Origin of the sequence: Antiquaquibacter soli, assembly GCF_030580675.1 — a bacterium.
Lineage (GTDB): Bacteria > Actinomycetota > Actinomycetes > Actinomycetales > Microbacteriaceae > Rhodoglobus > Rhodoglobus soli.
This window is the reverse complement of the sequence record NZ_JAUQUB010000003.1, coordinates 90,854-109,275: the sequence shown is the minus strand read 5'-3', so window position 1 is coordinate 109,275 and position 18,422 is coordinate 90,854. Positions and strand designations below refer to the sequence as shown.

Below are 18,422 nucleotides of genomic sequence, written 5' to 3'. Positions count from 1 at the left end.
AAAATTGAGCCAGAACGACTCAAGTTTTCAGATCGGCGCAACCGCGCTAGAAAGGGCCTCATGGCCAACATGCAGGGCGCTCCCGGCACTGACGAGGAGCAGAAGACCGCGCTCGAGCAGTACGGGGTCAACCTGACCGCCATCGCGCGCAGCGGCAAGCTCGACCCCGTGATCGGGCGTGACGCGGAGATCCGCCGAGTCAGCCAGGTGCTGACCCGGCGCACCAAGAACAACCCCGTGCTCATCGGCGAGCCGGGCGTCGGAAAGACCGCCGTCGTCGAGGGGCTCGCCCAGCGCATCGTCGCCGGCGACGTCGCCGACTCGCTCAAGGACAAGACCCTCATCGCGCTCGACCTCGCCGCCCTCGTCGCCGGCGCCAAGTACCGGGGCGAGTTCGAGGAGCGCCTCAAGGCCGTCCTCAAGGAGATCAACGAGTCCGACGGCCAGATCATCACGTTCATCGACGAGCTGCACACCCTCATGGGCGCCGGTGGAGGCGAGGGGTCCGTGGCTGCGGCCAACATGCTCAAGCCGATGCTCGCGCGCGGCGAGCTGCGGCTCATCGGCGCCACGACGCTCGACGAGTACCGCCAGTACATCGAGAAGGATGCTGCGCTCGAGCGCCGCTTCCAGCAGGTGTTCGTCGGCGAGCCCAACGTCGAAGACACCGTCGCGATCCTCCGCGGCCTCAAGGAGCGCTACGAGGCGCACCACAAGGTCGCGATCGCCGACTCCGCCCTCGTTGCGGCGGCCACGCTCTCCAACCGGTACATCTCCGGGCGCAAGCTCCCCGACAAGGCCATCGACCTCATCGACGAGGCCGCGTCGCGGCTCAAGATGGAGATCGACTCCTCGCCCGTCGAGATCGACCAGCTCAAGCGAGCGGTGGACCGGCTGCGGATCGAGGAGCTCGCGCTCAAGAAGGAGAAGGACGAGGCATCCAAGGCCCGGCTCGAGAAGCTGCGCGAGGACCTCGCCGAGCGCAGCAAGGAGCTCGAGGAGCTCGAGAAGCGGTGGAAGGCGGAGAAGTCGTCGCTCACCGGGGTCGGCGACCTCAAGACCCAGCTCAACGACGCCCGCATCCAGCTCGACCGCGCCATGCGCGAGGGCGACTACCAGAAGGCGTCGAAGCTCAACTACGAGACCATTCCCGGCATCGAGGCCGCCCTCGCGACCGCCGAGCAGTCGGAGCCGACCGGCCCGCGCATGGTCAACGACCAGGTGACGGAGGAGGACATCGCGGCGGTCGTCGCGGCGTGGACGGGCGTTCCCGTCGACAAGCTCACCCAGGGCGAGACCGAGAAGCTCCTGCACCTCGAGGCGGAGCTCGGCAAGCGGCTCATCGGGCAGAAGGATGCCGTGGCCGCCGTATCCGAGGCGGTACGCCGCACCCGCGCCGGCATCTCCGACCCCGATCGGCCGACGGGCTCGTTCCTGTTCCTCGGCCCGACCGGCGTCGGCAAGACCGAGCTCGCCAAGGCGCTCGCCGAGTACCTGTTCGACGACGAGAAGGCCCTCGTGCGCATCGACATGAGCGAGTACGGCGAGAAGTTCTCCGTCTCGCGGCTCGTCGGAGCCCCTCCCGGCTACGTCGGTTACGAGCAGGGCGGCCAGCTGACCGAGGCCGTGCGCCGTCGGCCCTACTCGGTGATCCTGCTCGACGAGGTCGAGAAGGCGCACCCCGAGGTGTTCGACGTGCTGCTGCAGGTGCTGGATGACGGCCGCCTGACCGATGGGCAGGGGCGCACGGTCGACTTCCGCAACGTCATCCTGATCCTCACGTCCAATCTCGGGAGCCAGTTCATCACCGACCAGTCGCTGCCCTGGGAGCAGCGCAAGGAGGCGGTCGGCGAGCTCGTGCGGCAGGCGTTCAAGCCGGAGTTCGTGAACCGCCTCGACGACATCGTCGTGTTCGCGCCGCTGTCGACCGACGACCTCTCGCAGATCGTCGAGCTGTACATCGATCGGCTATCGCGCCGGCTCGCGGCCCGCCGCCTCGAGCTCGCCGTAACCCCCGATGCCCGTTACTGGCTCGCGGAGCGCGGCTACGACCCGATCTACGGCGCCCGGCCGCTGCGGCGGCTCATGCAGCGCGAGATCGACGACAGGCTCGCGAAAGCGCTGCTCTCCGGCGAGATCCGCGACGGCGAGACGGTGTTCGTGACGGTCGCCGACGACGGCGACGGACTCTCGGTCACGCGGCTCGGGGAGTAACCCGCCAGCAACACGGGAGGCGTAGCCTGAAACCATGCTCGCCACCGTGATCTCCGCCGCCCGTGACATCCGCGTCGAGGAGGTCGCCGACCCGGCGGTCCTCGCGCCCACCGACGCCGTCGTCCGCGTCGTCGCCGCGTGCGTGTGCGGCTCCGACCTCTGGCCCTACCGCGGGGTCACCCCGACAACGAAGCCTCGGCGTATCGGCCACGAGTTCGTCGGGATCGTCGAGGAGGTCGGCTCCGACGTGTCGAAGGTCTCGGTCGGTGACTTCGTCATCGCCCCGTTCTACTGGTGCGACATGACGTGCGCGAACTGCGTCAACGGCGTCAGCACGAGCTGCCTCAACGGCGGCTGGTGGGGTGCCCCGGACCGCCACGGCGACTTCGTCGACGGCGGGCAGGGCGAGCGAGTGCGGGTGCCGCTCGCCGACGGCACCCTCTACCCGACGCCCGGGACGCCCGACCCGTCGCTCATCCCCTCTCTCCTCACTCTCTCCGACGTCATGGGCACGGGTCACCACGCTGCCGTGTCCGCCGGAGTCGGCCCCGGCAGCACGGTCGCCGTCGTGGGCGACGGGGCGGTCGGGCTGTGCGCGGTGCTCGCCGCGAAGCGGCTCGGGGCATCCCGCATCGTCGCGATGTCGCGGCACGCCGACCGCCAGGCGATCGCGCGTCAGTTCGGTGCGACGGACATCGTGGAGGAGCGCGGCGCCGAGGGCATCGCGCGCATCAAGGAGCTCTTCGACGGCATCGGCCCGGACTGCGTGCTCGAGTGCGTCGGCACCGCCGAGTCGATGGATCAGGCGCTGCGCTCCGCCCGCCCCGGCGGCATGGTGGGCTATGTGGGCGTGCCCAACGGAGGCGCCGAGCTGCCCATCCAGACGATGTTCGGCACCAACGTGGGCGCGAACGGCGGGGTCGCGCCGGTGCGCAACTACGTCGCCGAGCTGCTGCCGGAGGTGCTCGACGGCTCCCTCAACCCGGGGCTCGTGTTCGACCTCGAGCTGCCGCTCTCCGAGGCCGCCGAAGCCTACGCCGCGATGGACGAGCGTCGCGCGACGAAGGTGCTGCTGCGGCCCTAGCCGTTCGCGTGAGCCTGTCTTGCCCCCGCACGGGCTCGTCTCAATGGCAGGAGCGCGTCTACTTCGCCGCGCCCTAGCGACTGGGGTATGCCCTTGTCGCTGGGCGATCGACGTCCGGGCCTCCTTCGACGGGGTAAACCTACGCTGACAACTCGCGCGCGATCGCCGCCACGAACGCGTCGATGTCGCCCTCGGTGGTGTCGAACGCGGTCATCCAGCGCACCTCGCCGGTCGCGGGGTTCCAGTCGTAGAAGCGGAAACTCTCGCGCAAGCGGTCCGCGACGCCGGCGGGCAGGGTGGCGAACACGGCGTTGGCCTGCGTGGCCTGCGTGAAGCCGAGGCCGGGGAGCGCGGCATCCTCGAGGGCCGACCGCAGGCGCGCGGCCATCGCGTTCGCGTGACCCGCGGAGCGCCGCCACAGGTCGTCGGTGAGCAGCGCGATGAGCTGCGCCGACACGAACCGCATCTTCGACGCGAGTTGCATGTTCAGTTTGCGCAGGAAGACGAGGCCGTCGGATGCCTCGGGGTTAAGAACCACGATCGCCTCCCCGTACAGCAGTCCGTTCTTGGTGCCGCCGAAGCTCAGGATGTCGACGCCCGCGTCGGTCGTGAACTCGCGGAAGCCCGTGCCGAGCGCCGCCGCCGCGTTGGACAGCCGCGCTCCGTCCATGTGCAGCACCATGCCGCGCTCGTGCGCGTAGTCGGCGATCGCCCGAACCTCCTCGACCGAGTACAGCGTGCCGAGCTCGGTGGTCTGCGTGATGCTCACCGCGAGCGGCTGCGCGCGGTGCTCGTCGCCCCAGCCCCACGCCTCGGTTCCGATGAGCTCCGGGGTGAGCTTGCCGTCGGGGGTGTCGACGGTGAGGAGCTTGAGGCCGCTCACCCGCTCGGGGGCAGCGTTCTCGTCGGTGTGGATGTGCGCCGTCGAGGTCGCGATCACCGCTCCCCAGCGCGGCAGCACGCTCGTGAGCGCGGTCACGTTGGCGCCCGTGCCGTTGAACACGGGGAACGCCTCGGCCCGCTCGCCGAAGTGCGACTTCATCACGTCCTGGAGGCGCGCGGTGTACACGTCCTCCCCGTAGGCGATCTGGTGTCCGCCGTTCGCCTCCGCGATCGCGGCGATCACCTCCGGGTGCGCTCCCGCGTAGTTGTCGCTCGCGAATCCTCGGTACGTCGTGTCATGCAGCTGGGTCACGTGGTCAGTCTCTCAGGAGCGAGCGGGATGCGGGTGCCGTTGAGCACCGCGGCGGGGTCGTCCCACAGCGTGGAGATGCGATCGGCGAGAGCATCCACGCCCGTCGCGCCGTCTCCCTCGCCGAGCGAGCGGACCACGAGGATCACGGATGCCGCGGTCCCGCCCTTCGCGAACCCCGAGGCCGCGGCGCGCGCCCACGCCTCCGCCGCCGCCTTGGCCGCGGCGTAGTTCGCGTTCGACCACGTGGGCTTCTCGACGGTCGAGCTCGACACCATCACGAGTCGGCCCGCGGGGGCGGCGGCGAGGTCGGGGTGGAACTCGCGCGACACCAGCCGGAAGGTCTCGATCACCCGCGACTCGAGCCACGCCCAGTCGTCGTCGGCGCGACCCGCGCGCCAGCCGCCGACGAGGTGGACGAGGCCGTCGATCGTGCCGTGCTCGGCGCGCACTCGAGCGGCGAGGGTCTCGACGGCCGACGCGCTCGACAGGTCCGCCTCGTACCTCGCCGTCGCCGGGGTGTCGGCGAGCTGCCAGAGCCGGGAGCCGACCGCGAGGACGCGCGCGCCGTCATCCATGAGCCGGGCGCACACCGCGCGGCCGGAATCACTCCCGGCGCCGGCGACGAGGACGAGCCGGCTCACACCGCGCTGCCGACGATTCCGCGGGTGGACTCGATGACGTCGCCCATCTTCTTCGACAGCGCCTCGTAGAACATCGAGAGCGGGAACTCGTCGTCGAGCACCTCGTCGGTGTAGCCCTTCGGCGGACCGGCGAGCACCTCCTTCGGCAGCCCCGCGGCCCAGTTCGACGCCGGGTTCGGGGTGAGCGTCGAGGACACGAGCTCGTAGGCGGCGAGCCAGTGCGCGACCTTCGGGCGGTCGATCGACTTCCAGTACAGGTCGTTGATCGCGTCGGAGAGCGCGACGACGACGTCGGGCACCTCGGCCCAGTCGATCGCGAGCGACGTGTCCGTCCAGTGCAGCACGTGGTGCTGGTGCAGCCACGCGAACAGCAACTGGCCGCCGAGGCCGTCGTAGTTGCGCACTCGCGAGCCGGTGATCGCGAATCGGAAGATGCGGTCGAAGATCACGGCGTACTGCACGAGCTTCGCGTGCTCGCGGGTCGTGTCATCCGTGTCGTCCGCCCGCTCCAGCCGCACAGCCTCGCGGAAGGCGGTGAGGTCGCAACGCAGCTCCTCGAGGGAGTACAGGAAGTAGGGCATCCGCTGCTTGATCATGAATGGGTCGAACGGCAGGTCGCCGCGCATGTGCGTGCGGTCGTGGATGAGGTCCCACATCACGAAGGTCTCCTCGGTGAGCCGCTGGTCGTCGAGCATGCGCGCGGCGTCCTCCGGCAGGTCGAGGTGGGTGATCGCGGATGCCTCGCGCACGACCCGGCGGAAGCGCGCGGCCTCGCGGTCGGCGAAGATCGCGCCCCACGTGAACGTCGGGATGCTGCGCATCGCCACCGTCTCGGGGAAGAGCACCGCCGAGTTGGTGTCGTAGCCGGCCGTGAAGTCCAGGAAGCGGATCGGCACGAAGAGGGCGTTCGAGTACTCGCCCGCCTCGAGGGCCGCGACGAAGTCGGGCCAGACGACCTCGACGAGCACGGCCTCCACGCGGCGGTCGGTGCTGCCGTTCTGCGTGTACATCGGGAACACCACGAGGTGCCGGAGCCCGTCCACGCGGTCCCGCTGCGGCTGGAAGGCGACGAGCGAGTCGAGGAAGTCGGGCACGCCGAAGCCCTCGTCGGCCCAGCGCGCGAAGTCGGCGTCGAGGGCGCGGAGGTACTCGGCGTCGTGTGGCAGGAGCTCCGCGAACGCGGGCAGGGCAGCGCGGATGCGGTCGACCTGCTGCCGCGCGACACCGTGGCTCGCGGCATCCTCGATGCTGCCGTCGTGCGACTGCAGCGGCTGGAGCGCGGTCGCGGCCGCCTTGATCTCGAGCCAGTCCGGTCGGGTCTCGAGTGCCCGGTCCTCGAGGACCTCGGGTTCTCCAATGATGGCGCTCTGCGTTCGCGACATGGGTCACCTCCGTCCTCGAAATCGGTTGTCCATTCGAGGCTAACCGCGAGGTTGAGGCGTTTGGTTGCGATTCACGACGGAATCGTGCGTCACGCGGCGCAAGCGCGCGCTTTTGTTGAGTCGCGGCTCAGTTCTGCGGAATTCGGATGCTCCGCAGCACGCGCATCGCCTCGAGCGCGACACCGAGGTCGCGCGACTCGCACGCGGTGATGAGCAGCGACTGAGCCCGGCTGATCGACTCCACATCGACGTACTCCGGAAGGTGCAGGCTGCCGAGCCGAATGATGTGCACCACGGAGACGAGCGCGCGCTGCAGCACCGCATTGCGCGAGTGCTCCGCGATGTGCTGCACGAACAGGAAGTTCGCCGTCGCCATGTGCTGAGCCGAGTGGTCGGCGAGGCCCGCGAGGAAGTCCTCGTGCGCGGCACGCAGCGACTCCACCTGCTCCGGGACGAACCCGGGCACGACCTCCTCGAGCACCGCGGTGAAGAGCGCTTGCCACACGATGTACGCCTGCAGGGTCTGCTGCGGCGTGACGTCCGCGACGCGGGTGAAGCGGCTCGCGGATGCCTCGATCACCCCGATGTCGCGCAGCCGCTGGAGGGCCTCGCGGACAGGCGTGCGGGAGACGCCGAACCTCTGGGCGAGCTCGGCGTCGCTGATGCGCTGACCGGGCAGCAGGTCGCCCCGGTTGACGGCAGCGAGGATGTCGTCGAACACCTTCGTCACGACGGGGCTCGAGGAGATGCGGGGGTCGGTCCCCGCGTCCGGAACCGTGGTGTCGCTCATTACTCGATACTATGGTGCGGCGCTCCCGCGGTCGCTCGAGTTGCGCCTGTCGACACCGCGAGGGGAATCGTGATCGGGGTCCTCATCGGTTTCGCGGTCATCGCGACGATCATCCTCATCGGCTACATCGTCGGCCGCTCCGGCGTGCTGGGCGAGCACGCGCAGTTCGTCCTCGGGCGCTTCGCGTTCTACGTCGCGTCGCCGTGCCTGCTTTTCACCGTGCTCGCCGACGCCGACATCCACGTGCTGTTCTCCTCGCAGCTGCTCGTGTCCTTCGTCGCGGCGGTGGGCTCCGGGCTCGTGTTCTTCACGATCGCGAGACTGCTCTGGCGCCGCGAGCTCTCGGAGTCGATCATCGGCTCGCTCGGCTCGGGCTACGTCAATGCGAACAACATGGGCATCCCCGTCGCCGTATTCGTGCTCGGGGATGCCGCGTTCGCCGCCCCGGTCGTGCTCCTCCAGTTGCTCGTGTTCGCCCCCGTCGCGCTCACCGCCCTGGACGTGCAGCAGCACGGTGGAGGGTCCATCGGCCGCATCCTGCTCCGCCCGTTCCGCAATCCGATCATCGTGGGCTCCGCCCTCGGCGTGCTCGTATCGGCGCTGCAGTGGACGCCGCCCGACGAGGTCATGCAGCCGTTCCGCATCATCGGCGCCGCGGCCGTCCCGGTGATGCTCGTGTCGTTCGGGATGTCGCTGCACGGCCAGCGGCCCCTCGCGCCGGGCTCGTCCCGCCGCGACGTGCTGCTCGCGTCATCCCTCAAGCTCGCCCTCATGCCGACGATCGCGTGGGCGTTCGGCTACTTCGGGGTGGGCCTCACCGGGCTTCCGCTCTTCGCGGCGGTCGTGCTCGCGGCGCTGCCGGCCGCCCAGAACGTGTTCAACTACGCCCAGCGCTATGGCCGCGGCGTGATCATGGCGCGCGACATCGTGCTCATCACGACGGTGCTCTCGCTGCCCGCGCTCGTGGTGGTGGCGGCGCTGCTCGCCCCCTAGAGGAACATCGGGCGGTCGTCCTCGTCCTCGGTCTCGAGGTCGAGGTCGACGACGACGGGAACGTGGTCGCTCGGGGCGTCGCCCTTGCGCTCGTTGCGGTCGATGCGCGCCTCGAGCACGAGGTCGTCGAACGGCTTCGAGCCGAGGATGAAGTCGATGCGCATCCCCTCGTTCCGCGGGAACCGCAGCTGCTGGTAGTCCCAGTAGGTGTAGCCCTCGACACCGCGCTTGCGGACGACGTCGACGAGGCCGGCCGCTTCGAGCGCGGCGAACGCGTCCCGCTCGGGCTGGCTGACGTGCGTCTTGCCGGCGAAGACGCCGATGTCCCAGACGTCGTGGTCGAAGGGGGCGATGTTGAAGTCGCCCATGAGCGCGAGCGGGGTGTCCGGATGCTCGGCCAGCCAGTCCCTCGTGTCCGCTGCCAGACCGGCGAGCCACTCGAGCTTGTACGGGTAGTGGGGGTTGTCGAGCTCGCGCCCGTTGGGAACGTAGAGGCTCCACAGCCGCACTCCCGCGACGGTCACGCCGAGCGCTCGGGCCTCCTTCGGAAGGCTGCCGTCGTCGAGCGCCTTGCCGAAGCCGGGCGCGCGGTCGAAGCCGACCGTGACATCCTCGAAGCCCAGCCGGCTCGCGAAGGCGACGCCGTTCCACTGGTTGAGGCCGTGCAGCTCGACCTCGTAGCCCGCCTCCGCGAACGCGTCGAACGGGAACTGCGCCTCCGTGCACTTGATCTCCTGCATGGCGAGCACGTCGACGTCCTCGCGGCCGAGCCAGTCCACGACGCGGCCGACTCGGGTGCGGATCGAGTTCACGTTCCAGGTCGCAACACGCATGGGATCCACGCTACAAGCATCGACCGACGCGGGAACCACGGCCGGTCCTCCCCTCTACTGGGGCAGGACGATGTCGGTAGTGAGGTTTTATCCTTCGAGGGTGACGAAGTGGGACGAGCTGCTCGACGAGGATGTCGCGGCCAACCGCACGGACGCGAAGCGCGCCGTGGTGATCTCGATCGTCGCCTTCGCCGTGATGGTTGCTGCGAGCGCGCTCATCGTGCTCGCGGGCATCCCCTCGCCCTGACTCCTCAGTAGGCTGGCTGGGTGACCGACGCGAAGCAGCAGCTCATCGACTACATCTCCGCCGATGCCGTGTTCCACGGGGACTTCACGCTCACGAGCGGCAAGAAGGCGAGCTACTACGTCGACCTGCGCAAGGTCAGCCTCGACCACCGCGTCGCACCGCTCATCGGGCAGGTCATGCTCGATCTGATCGCCGGAGTTCCGGATGTCTCCGCCGTCGGCGGCATGACGATGGGGGCCGACCCGATCGCCTCCGCGATCCTCCACCAGGGCGCCGCGCGCGGACTCTCGTACGACGCGTTCGTCGTGCGCAAGGAGCCGAAGGACCACGGCCGCGGCAAGCAGGTCGAGGGCCCCGACCTCGCGGGCAAGCGCGTCATCGTGCTCGAGGACACCTCCACGACGGGCGGGTCGCCGCTCGCCGCGATCGAGGCGCTGAAGAAGGTCGGCGCGCAGATCGCCGCCGTCGCCGTCGTGGTCGACCGGGCCACGGGCGCCCGCGAGCGCATCGAGGCCGAGGGCTACCCGTACTTCGCCGCGATCGGCCTCGACGATCTGGGGCTCCCGCGGACATGAGCGAGAGGGACAAGGACGAGCTCGACGGCAGCGACTGGCTGTCGAGCCAGTTCGACACGGATGCGACGCCGGTGCAGTCCGAGCCCCCGGCTGCCCCCGTTCCGCCGGTGCCCCCGACCCCGCCCGCGCCTCCCGCAGCACCCGCGGCTCCGGTGCCCCCGGTCGTCCCTGAGCCGCCGGTCGCGCCGCCCGCTCCTCCCGTTCTGCCGCCGGTCGCCCCGCTCGTGGCTCCCTCTCCTTCTGCACCGAGCGCGGGTGCCCCGTTTCAGTGGGGACTGACTCCGGGCGACGCCGTCCCCGCGCCTCCGACCCCCGCCGCGCCGGAGCCGCCTGCGCCGCCCGTGCCGCCTGCGCCGCCCGTCACCCCGTCGGCGCCGCCCGCCGCGCCCGTGCCCCCCGTCGCGCCGCCGGTGCTCCCCGATCCTCCGGTGATCCCGCAGCCGACGCTGCCGTCGTACTCGCCGCCCGTCGCACCGCCGGAGCCGAGCATCCCGCCGCCCCCGCCGCCCACGCAGGCGTTTCCGACCGAGCCGCCGACGCAGGCGTTCCCGGTGGACGCGCCGACGCAGGCGTTCCCGGGCCAGGAGATGGAGCAGCGGCCCTGGGATCCGTGGCAGGCTCAGCCGGTCGACTCCTCGCTCGAGGGCGTCACCGAGGTCATCGAGGCCGAGATCGTGGGCCTCGAGCCTCCCGCGGGCGAGTCGAATCCGACCCCGACCCCGTCGTCGATCGACGACCTGTTCGGCGACTCGCAGTTCCGCGAGTACGACGGCGACCAGGTCTTCAGCGGTCCGCCGCCGACACCGCCGCAGCCCCCGGGGGAGAAGCCACCGAAGCGCGAGCGCGCGCCGATCTCGACAACGCAGAAGATCCTCATCGGTGTCGCGCTCGGCCTCGTCGCGGTGCTCGCGCTCGTCGCGCTGTTCCTCGTCGGCCAGCGGCTCGCCTCGACCGCGCCCGCGCCCGCCGTGACCGCGAGCCCGAGCCCCACACCGACCGCGACGGCCGGACCTCTCCCGGTCGGGCCCGTCGCCCCCGGGGAATACCAGTGGGACGAGCTGCTCGGCGGCGAGTGCCTCGACCCGTACGAGTCCGCGTGGCAGGACCGCTACACCGTCGTGGACTGCGCGACGCCCCACACGGCGCAGATGGTCTACCGCGGCACATTCCCGGATGACGCGACCGTCGCCTACCCCGGCGTCGAGGAGCTCACCAAGCGCATCAACCTGCTCTGCACCGCTCCGACGGTCATCAACTACCAGATCGCGGGTACGGCGGCCGACATCCAGGTGACGGCGAGCTTCGCGGCAACGGCCGCGGAGTGGGATGACGGCGATCGCACCTTCTACTGCTTCGTGAGCCGCGCATCCGGCGAGAGCCTCACCGCGTCGGTGGCGCAGCCGCAAGCGCCCGCGCAGTAGCGACGCGTCAGATCGCGTCGGTCTCGTACGGCTCGGTCGCGAGAAGGTCGGCGACGGAGTCGATGATCTCGTCGGGACGGAACGGGTAGCGCTCGATCTCCGCCTGGTCGCTGATGCCGGTGAGCACGAGGATGGTGTGCAGTCCCGCCTCGATGCCCGCGACGATGTCGGTGTCCATGCGGTCGCCGATCATGCCGGTGTTCTCGGAGTGCGCGCCGATCTTGTTCATCGCCGAGCGGAACATCATCGGGTTCGGCTTGCCGACGACGTACGGCTCCTTGCCGGTCGCCTTGGTGATGAGGGCGGCGACGGCGCCCGTGGCGGGGAGCGGTCCGTCGGCGCTCGGGCCCGTGGCATCCGGGTTGGTGACGATGAAGCGCGACCCGCCGCCGATCAGCCGGATGGCTTTCGTGATGGCCTCGAACGAGTAGTTGCGGGTCTCGCCGACGACGACGTAGTCGGGGTCGGACTCGGTCATCACGAAGCCGGCCTCGTGGAGCGCCGTCGTGATGCCGGCCTCGCCGATCACGAACGCGCTCCCGCCCGGCATCTGCGACGCGAGGAAGTCGGCGGTCGCGAGGGCAGAGGTCCAGATCGATTCTTCCGGCACGTACAGGCCGGACGCCTTGAGGCGAGCGCTCAGGTCGCGCGGCGTGAAGATCGAGTTGTTGGTGAGCACGAGGTAGGGGTTGCCCTGGTCGCGCCACTGCTGCAGCAGATCGGACGCACCCGGGATCGGGTGGTTCTCATGGACGAGCACGCCGTCCATGTCGGTCAGCCAGCACTCGATCTCGCCTCGGTTGCCCATGCGACCAGAGTACCGGGGTGCTGTTACGGGCCGGTCACGGCCTTGGTCACGGCCTTCGGCCGCCGCCGCCCGGTCCAGCGCTGCACTGCAAGGGTGAGGATGCCCGCCGTGACGATCGCCGCCAAGTTGATGCCGAGCTGACCGGCGGAGCCCCAGGCCTCCTCCGGCGCGCCGTAGGCGATCGCGACGGCGATGTTGCCGGCCGCCGGGACGGTGGTCACCGAGATGAGCACGCCGACCAGCGCGCCCGACTTGGCCGTCGTGAGCGACAAGATGCCCGCCACACCCGCGAGGAACCCGACGATCCACGACAGCGCGTCCGGTCGCCAGATGAAGTCGGTGAGGGGGCGGGGGTCGAGGAGCATCTGCCGGTCGATGAGGCCCAGAGCATCCAGCCCCAGGGTCGACAGGATGGTCACCGCGACGGCGACCGCGAACCCGACGACGAGCGCGATCACCGAGCGCAGGATGACGCGCGGCCGACGGCGGACGACGCCCACGCAGAACGCCGCGAGCGGTCCGAACTCCGGCCCCACGACCATCGCTCCCACGATGAGGATCGGCTGATCGAGCAGCACCCCGATTCCGGCGATGATCGTCGCGATGGTGAGGAAGAGGAGGAACGTCACCGAGAGTCGCGACTCCTCACCGGTGCGCTGCTCGATCTCGTCCCACACGACGGCGTCGCCGCCGTCGCCGGGGGCCGCGTGCTCCGCTTCTGCGCCGCGGTGCGACAGCGCCACGGCGACGGCGTCGAGGGCGATCGAGCCGCTCGAGGCGATGCCGAGGCGCTTGAGCGCGGTGACGACCTCGTCCGCGGACTCTCGAGCGACATCCCCGATGACGACGTCGCCAGCGGGGTCGATGGCCGCCCCGCGGTGCACCACGAGGTTCGCGACCGCCGGGTCGCGGGTCAGCAGATCGAGCACCTCATCCGTACGGTCTGCGGGCGATATGACCCTCAGGTGCATCATCCGAACACCACCTCCTCGCCCAGCCTGGCCCGCATGACCTCGACGGCGTCGGGGTTCTCGTCCACGAGCACGAAGCGCCGCCCGAGCGCGGCGGCGACGGCGCCGGTGGTGCCGCTGCCGGCGAAGAAGTCGAGTACCCAGTCATCCGGCGCGCTGGAGGCCTGGATGATGCGGCGCAGGATCCCCTCCGGCTTCTGCGTCGCGTACCCCGTCTTCTCGCGACCGGTCGGCGACACGATCGTGTGCCACCACACGTCCGTGGGGAGCTTGCCGAGCGCGACCTTCTCGGGGGTGACGAGCCCGGGCGCCATGTACGGCTCCCGATCGACGGACTCGCTGTCGAAGTAGTAGCGGGCCGGGTCCTTCACGTAGACGAGGATCGTGTCGTGCTTGGCCGGCCACCGGCTCCTCGTGCGGGCGCCGTAGTCGTAGGCCCAGATGATCTCGTTGAGGAAGTTCTCGCGACCGAAGAGCGCGTCGAGTGCGACCTTCGCGTAGTGGGCTTCCCGGTAGTCGAGGTGCAGGTAGAGGGTGCCCCGGTCGTCGAGCAGCCGCCACGCCTCGGCGAGCCTCGGCTCGAGGAACTCCCAGTAGTCCTCGAAGCGGTCGTCGTAGCGGTAGAGCGTGGTCTTGACGACGTCGTAGCGCTCGCCTTTGAAACCGCCGCGGGTGCCCTCCGGGTTGCGCGTGGTCGTGATCGTCTGGCGTCGCTGGGTGCGGCCCGTGTTGAACGGCGGGTCGAGGTAGACGAGTCGGAAGCTCGCGTCCGGCAGCGCGCGGATGACCTCGAGGTTGTCGCCCCGGATGACTCGGCTCGGGCCATCGGGCGACCAGGGCTCGTGCATCCCCCGACATTAACAGAGGGCTACCCTCGGAGTCGTGACCGACAACCCCAGCCACGAGCTCACGACACACGGCGTCGGACCGTGGCAGGGGCAGTGGCCGGACGACCCGCGCTACGACCCCGAGCTGCTCGAGAAGGGCGACACGCGTAACGTCGTCGACCGGTTCCGGTACTGGAGCGTGGAGGCGATCGTCGCCGACCTGGATGAGCGGCGGCATCCGTTCCACGTGGCGATCGAGAACTGGCAGCACGACCTCAACATCGGCTCGATCGTCCGCTCGGCCAACGCCTTCCTCGCCGAGGCGGTGCACATCGTGGGTCGCCGACGCTGGAACAAGCGCGGCGCGATGGTGACCGACCGGTACCAGCACGTGCTCCACCACCCGGACATCGCCGATCTCGTCGCGTGGGCGCGAGAGCACGAACTGCCTATCGTCGCGGTCGACAACGTCGAGGGGAGCGTGCCGATCGAGTCGACGGTGCTGCCGGAACGGTGCATCCTGCTCTTCGGCCAGGAGGGGCCGGGACTCTCCGCGGAGGCGCTCTCCGCGGCAGACATGGCAGTGGAGATCACCCAGTACGGGTCGACGCGCAGCATCAACGCGTCGGCCGCGGCGGCCATCGTGATGCACTCATGGGTGCGGGAGCACGCTCGGTAGGCTCGACGAACGGGCACGACGCGGTGCCCGACGTGCGAGAGGCTCCCGTGAGCGAACGAACCCCCGTCCTGGTCGACTGCGACACCGGCGTCGACGACGCCATGGCCCTGCTGTACCTCCTGCACCGCGATGACATCGACGTCGTCGGAATCACGAGCGTGTTCGGCAACAACACCGCCGCTCAGTGCGCGCACAACTCGATCCGCGTGCTCGAGCTGGTCGGCCGTGAGGACATCCCCGTCGCCATCGGGGCGGAGAACCCGCTCGTCGGCGAGGTCACCTACCTCGCCACGCACGTGCACGGCGGCGACGGGCTGGGCGACTCGGGGTTGCCCGTGGAGGTGTCGACGAGCGTGTCATCCCTGTCCGCGGTCGAACTCATCGACCAGCTGTCGGCGCGCTACCGCGGTCGGCTCCGGATGCTCGCAGTCGGCCCGCTCACGAACGTCGCGCACGCGCTCGACGCGATCGATGACCTCACCGAGCGCGTCGTCGACCTCGTCATCATGGGGGGAGCGGCGGATGTCGCGGGCAACCAGTCCCCCGCGGCGGAGGCGAACATCATCCACGACCCGGAGGCGGCGCGCCGCGTGCTCGGCGCCCCGTGGCCGACGACGCTCGTGCCCTTGGATGTGACGATGACGGAGATCGTCACCGAGGAGCACCGCGAGCGGCTCGTCGCCGCCAACACCCCCGTGACGCGGTTCGTTGCCGCGACGACGGACTTCTACTTCGGCGGATACGGTTTCGAGTCCTACGGACGGCGGTGCTCCCCCTGCCACGATGCGCTCGCGGCGGGCATCCTCACCGGGGAGATGGTGCCGAGCGTGTTCCCGCTCCTGCACGTCGAGGTCGACTGCAGCGACGGGCCGGGACGCGGTGCGACCATCGTCGACACGCGTGGTCGCTACCGGGGCTTCCCGGACCAGCCCGGGGCCACCTGCCGCGTCGCGCTCGTGACCGACGGGAGCTTCCCCGACAAGCTCGTCGCCGCGCTGGGAGCGTGAACGCTGAGCGCCGCTATCGGTGGGCGTCGACCCGCCGCTAGGCTCGGCTCGACCGCAGCACCCTTCGGACCCGAGAGGCCACCGTGCGCCGATTGATCGCTCTCAGCACCGCCGCCGTGATCGGCCTCGGCGGGGTCGTCCTCGCCGCGAGTCCCGCGTCGGCCGCGTGCACTCCCGCACTGCCCGACCCGTCGACGACGATGATCGAGGCCGCGGCCGGGGGTGAGGCGACGTTCGCAATCCCCGGGTTGTGCGTGGGGCCGAGCGGCTCGCTCGCGGTGACGAACAACCCTTCCGCCGCGGACGTCTCCTGGACGGAGACCGCGGGGTCGATCCCGAGCATCACGGTGACGGCAGCGAACGACACCCCCGCAGTCGCTCCCGTCACCCTCGTCGCCGACCTGGGCGACGGCACGCAGCGCTCCTACTACCTCGCCGCGTACTTCGGCGTCTCGTCGGAAGTCGTCTGGCCGGCCGCGGCCGTGCCCGCCCAGATCGCGATCCCCGCGGGCGGCGGCATGGGCGAGTTCGAGCTGCCGGGCCTCTACTGGCCGCGCTACTCCGAGTGCGAGATCCGCGTCACCTCGGTGCCGGAGAACGACGATTTCGTGGTCGGGCCGCCCAACGGCACCGGTGGTCCCATCCAGATCGGGTTGAAGGAGGGCACCGAGTTCGTCGGCGTCCTCGACGTCAGCTACGCCCTCGCGTGCACCCCGCCGGGCGGCGAGCGATCGGGCGCCACCTACCGCATCCTCCTCTACGTGGGCGTGCCCATCCCGGTCGCGCCCCAGCTCGCGGCGACCGGGTCGACTCCGTGGGCGCCCGCGGCGCCGATCGCCGCCCTGCTCGCACTCGGCGGCGTGCTCGTGCTCCTGCAGTCGCGTCGCACGGCCCGCCGGTAGACTGAGGCGTAATCCCCACCCGCATCGGCGTCGCCCGATGCCGCCGCGACCACCACCGCGGCCCGACTCAAGGGAGCCCCCGTGCCAGCAATCGTCATCATCGGCGCCCAGTGGGGCGACGAGGGCAAGGGCAAGGCCACCGACCTCCTCGCCGACCGCATCGACTACGTCGTCAAGTTCAACGGCGGTAACAACGCCGGGCACACCGTCGTCGTCGGCGACCAGAAGTACGCACTCCACCTGCTGCCGTCGGGCATCCTCACCCCCGGCGTCGTTCCGGTCATCGGCAACGGCGTCGTCGTCGACATCGAGGTGCTGTTTGACGAGCTCACCGCGCTCGCGAGCCGCGGAGTGGATGTCTCGAAGCTCGTCGTGAGCGCGAACGCCCACGTCATCACGCAGTACCACCGCACCCTCGACAAGGTCACGGAGCGCTTCCTCGGCAAGCGCCAGATCGGCACCACCGGCCGCGGCATCGGTCCGGCCTACGCGGACAAGATCAACCGGGTCGGCATCCGCATCCAGGACCTCTTCGACGAGAACATCCTGCGCCAGAAGGTCGAGGGCGCGCTCCACCAGAAGAACCACCTGCTGGTCAAGATCTACAACCGTCGAGCGATCTCCGTCGATGAGATCGTGGACGACCTGCTCTCCTACGCCGACCGCCTGCGCCCCATGGTCGCCGACACCGGGCTCCTGCTCAACCAGGCGCTCGACGCCGGCAAGACCGTGGTCTTCGAGGGCGGGCAGGCGACGATGCTCGATGTCGACCACGGCACCTACCCGTTCGTCACCTCGTCGAACTCGACCTCGGGCGGGGCATCCACCGGCTCGGGCGTTGCGCCGAACCGCATCGACCGCGTCATCGGCATCGCGAAGGCCTACATCACTCGCGTCGGGGCGGGCCCGTTCCCGACGGAGCTGCACGACGAGTCGGGCGACTGGCTGCGCACGCGCGGCTTCGAGTTCGGAACGACGACGGGTCGCCCGCGCCGCACCGGCTGGTACGACGCCCCGATCGCCCGGTACTCGGCGCGCATCAACGGCATCACCGACTACGTCATCACGAAGCTCGACATCCTTACCGGCCTCGAGACGATCCCCGTGTGCGTCGCCTACGACGTCAACGGTGAGCGCTTCGACGAGATGCCCGTCAACCAGTCCGACTTCCACCACGCGAAGCCCATCTACGAGGAGTTCCCCGGCTGGTCCGAGGACATCTCGGGCGCCCGCTCCTTCGAGGACCTCCCGAAGAACGCGCAGGACTACATCCTCGCCCTCGAGGCCATGAGCGGGGCGCGCATCTCGGCGATCGGCGTCGGGCCGTCGCGAGACGCGATCGTCGTGCGGCACGACCTGGTGTGACCGACCGGTTCGCCTATCCGCTGTTCGCAGCGGTACTCGTCGCGCTCGCGGTGTACGGGGTGGTGCGTGCCATCACCCACGCGCGCGGTCGTCGCCTCGCGTGGGCGGCAGTGGTCGTGTGGATGCTCGCCACCGTGTTCATGACGGTGCGCCCGGGCACCGGTCGCGGCGTGCGCCTCAACCTCGTGCCCTGGCCCGACGGTCGCGGATCGGCGTTCGACGCGATCCTCAACACCGGGGTCTTCGTGCCGCTGGGGCTGCTGCTCGCGACACTCGGGTGGCGGCTCGTGCTCGCGCTCGCCGCGGGACTCGCGGTCTCGCTCACGATCGAGGTCGTGCAGTACGTGTCCGATCTCGGGCGTACGGCCGACGTGAACGACCTCATCACGAACACCCTCGGCGCGGGGATCGGGTGGGGTGCGGCGTGGCTGCTGATGTCCTTGCGATCCCGCCCGCGCGGGGGCTAGTGCCGCGCGCTGGTGCCGCTG

General features: G+C 70.1%; 19 protein-coding genes. 11 read left to right on the top strand and 8 right to left on the bottom strand.

The annotated features are described in order from the left end of the window. The first annotated feature begins 60 nt into the window (after positions 1-60). Both Q5716_RS12545 and Q5716_RS12540 read left to right on the top strand, forming a co-directional pair. A complete protein-coding gene (locus Q5716_RS12545; protein WP_305003489.1) occupies positions 61-2,214 on the top strand; it encodes an ATP-dependent Clp protease ATP-binding subunit in 2,154 nt (717 codons plus the stop codon). Between the two features lie 34 nt (positions 2,215-2,248). After that, the gene (locus Q5716_RS12540) at positions 2,249-3,298 is read left to right on the top strand and encodes a zinc-dependent alcohol dehydrogenase family protein (RefSeq protein ID WP_305003488.1); all 1,050 of its coding nucleotides are present in this window, start codon (positions 2,249-2,251) and stop codon (positions 3,296-3,298) included. 139 nt (positions 3,299-3,437) lie between these two features. Here Q5716_RS12540 and Q5716_RS12535 read toward each other — a convergent pair whose 3' ends face one another. From Q5716_RS12535 to Q5716_RS12520, 4 genes are all read right to left on the bottom strand, one after another. Next, the gene (locus Q5716_RS12535; RefSeq protein ID WP_305003487.1) at positions 3,438-4,493 is read right to left on the bottom strand and encodes a threonine aldolase family protein; all 1,056 of its coding nucleotides are present in this window, start codon (positions 4,491-4,493) and stop codon (positions 3,438-3,440) included. Continuing rightward, entirely contained in the window at positions 4,490-5,134 is a 645-nt protein-coding gene (locus tag Q5716_RS12530) for an SDR family NAD(P)-dependent oxidoreductase (protein WP_305003486.1), read from the bottom strand. The genes Q5716_RS12535 and Q5716_RS12530 overlap by 4 nt, the downstream gene beginning before the upstream one ends. Further along, positions 5,131-6,516, bottom strand: coding sequence for a DUF6421 family protein (locus Q5716_RS12525; protein WP_305003485.1), 1,386 nt, complete (start codon positions 6,514-6,516; stop codon positions 5,131-5,133). The genes Q5716_RS12530 and Q5716_RS12525 overlap by 4 nt, the downstream gene beginning before the upstream one ends. Before the next feature lie 127 nt (positions 6,517-6,643). Then, positions 6,644-7,306 carry a GntR family transcriptional regulator gene (locus Q5716_RS12520; protein WP_305003484.1) on the bottom strand — a complete coding sequence of 221 codons (663 nt, stop codon included), beginning with the start codon at positions 7,304-7,306 and terminating at the stop codon, positions 6,644-6,646. 69 nt (positions 7,307-7,375) lie between these two features. Here Q5716_RS12520 and Q5716_RS12515 point away from each other — a divergent pair, with 69 nt between their 5' ends. Beyond that, a complete protein-coding gene (locus Q5716_RS12515) occupies positions 7,376-8,299 on the top strand; it encodes an AEC family transporter (RefSeq protein ID WP_305003483.1) in 924 nt (307 codons plus the stop codon). On the opposite strand, the gene Q5716_RS12510 is transcribed toward Q5716_RS12515, so the two are convergent. Continuing rightward, positions 8,296-9,132, bottom strand: coding sequence for an exodeoxyribonuclease III (locus Q5716_RS12510; RefSeq protein ID WP_305003482.1), 837 nt, complete (start codon positions 9,130-9,132; stop codon positions 8,296-8,298). The two genes, Q5716_RS12515 and Q5716_RS12510, sit on opposite strands and share 4 nt — an antisense overlap. A gap of 100 nt (positions 9,133-9,232) precedes the next feature. On the opposite strand from Q5716_RS12510, the gene Q5716_RS12505 reads away from it, so the two are divergent. The 3 genes from Q5716_RS12505 to Q5716_RS12495 are packed head-to-tail and all read left to right on the top strand — an operon-like array spanning position 9,233 to position 11,375. Then, entirely contained in the window at positions 9,233-9,379 is a 147-nt protein-coding gene (locus Q5716_RS12505) for a hypothetical protein (protein WP_305003481.1), read from the top strand. A 20-nt stretch (positions 9,380-9,399) separates the two neighbouring features. Next, the gene (pyrE, locus tag Q5716_RS12500) at positions 9,400-9,954 is read left to right on the top strand and encodes an orotate phosphoribosyltransferase (RefSeq protein WP_305003480.1); all 555 of its coding nucleotides are present in this window, start codon (positions 9,400-9,402) and stop codon (positions 9,952-9,954) included. Further along, complete coding sequence (locus Q5716_RS12495) at positions 9,951-11,375, top strand: septum formation family protein (RefSeq protein ID WP_305003479.1); 1,425 nt, start codon at positions 9,951-9,953, stop codon at positions 11,373-11,375. The genes pyrE and Q5716_RS12495 overlap by 4 nt, the downstream gene beginning before the upstream one ends. A 7-nt stretch (positions 11,376-11,382) precedes the next feature. Here Q5716_RS12495 and Q5716_RS12490 read toward each other — a convergent pair whose 3' ends face one another. The 3 genes from Q5716_RS12490 to Q5716_RS12480 are packed head-to-tail and all read right to left on the bottom strand — an operon-like array spanning position 11,383 to position 14,002. Next, positions 11,383-12,183 (bottom strand): HAD-IIA family hydrolase, encoded by an 801-nt coding sequence (locus tag Q5716_RS12490; RefSeq protein WP_305003478.1) that lies wholly within the window; start codon positions 12,181-12,183, stop codon positions 11,383-11,385. Between the two features lie 23 nt (positions 12,184-12,206). Further along, positions 12,207-13,157, bottom strand: coding sequence for a DUF389 domain-containing protein (locus tag Q5716_RS12485; RefSeq protein WP_305003477.1), 951 nt, complete (start codon positions 13,155-13,157; stop codon positions 12,207-12,209). Continuing rightward, a complete protein-coding gene (locus Q5716_RS12480) occupies positions 13,154-14,002 on the bottom strand; it encodes a DNA-methyltransferase (RefSeq protein WP_305003476.1) in 849 nt (282 codons plus the stop codon). The genes Q5716_RS12485 and Q5716_RS12480 overlap by 4 nt, the downstream gene beginning before the upstream one ends. 34 nt (positions 14,003-14,036) lie before the next feature. Here Q5716_RS12480 and Q5716_RS12475 point away from each other — a divergent pair, with 34 nt between their 5' ends. From Q5716_RS12475 to Q5716_RS12455, 5 genes are all read left to right on the top strand, one after another. Then, positions 14,037-14,660 (top strand): TrmH family RNA methyltransferase, encoded by a 624-nt coding sequence (locus tag Q5716_RS12475; RefSeq protein WP_305003475.1) that lies wholly within the window; start codon positions 14,037-14,039, stop codon positions 14,658-14,660. A 47-nt stretch (positions 14,661-14,707) separates the two neighbouring features. Continuing rightward, positions 14,708-15,667 carry a nucleoside hydrolase gene (locus tag Q5716_RS12470; RefSeq protein WP_305003474.1) on the top strand — a complete coding sequence of 320 codons (960 nt, stop codon included), beginning with the start codon at positions 14,708-14,710 and terminating at the stop codon, positions 15,665-15,667. Positions 15,668-15,750: 83 nt separating this feature from the next. Continuing rightward, positions 15,751-16,569, top strand: coding sequence for a hypothetical protein (locus Q5716_RS12465; RefSeq protein WP_305003473.1), 819 nt, complete (start codon positions 15,751-15,753; stop codon positions 16,567-16,569). A gap of 81 nt (positions 16,570-16,650) precedes the next feature. Further along, a complete protein-coding gene (locus tag Q5716_RS12460) occupies positions 16,651-17,934 on the top strand; it encodes an adenylosuccinate synthase (RefSeq protein WP_305003472.1) in 1,284 nt (427 codons plus the stop codon). Next, entirely contained in the window at positions 17,931-18,401 is a 471-nt protein-coding gene (locus Q5716_RS12455) for a VanZ family protein (protein ID WP_305003471.1), read from the top strand. The genes Q5716_RS12460 and Q5716_RS12455 overlap by 4 nt, the downstream gene beginning before the upstream one ends. The last annotated feature ends 21 nt before the right edge of the window (positions 18,402-18,422 follow it).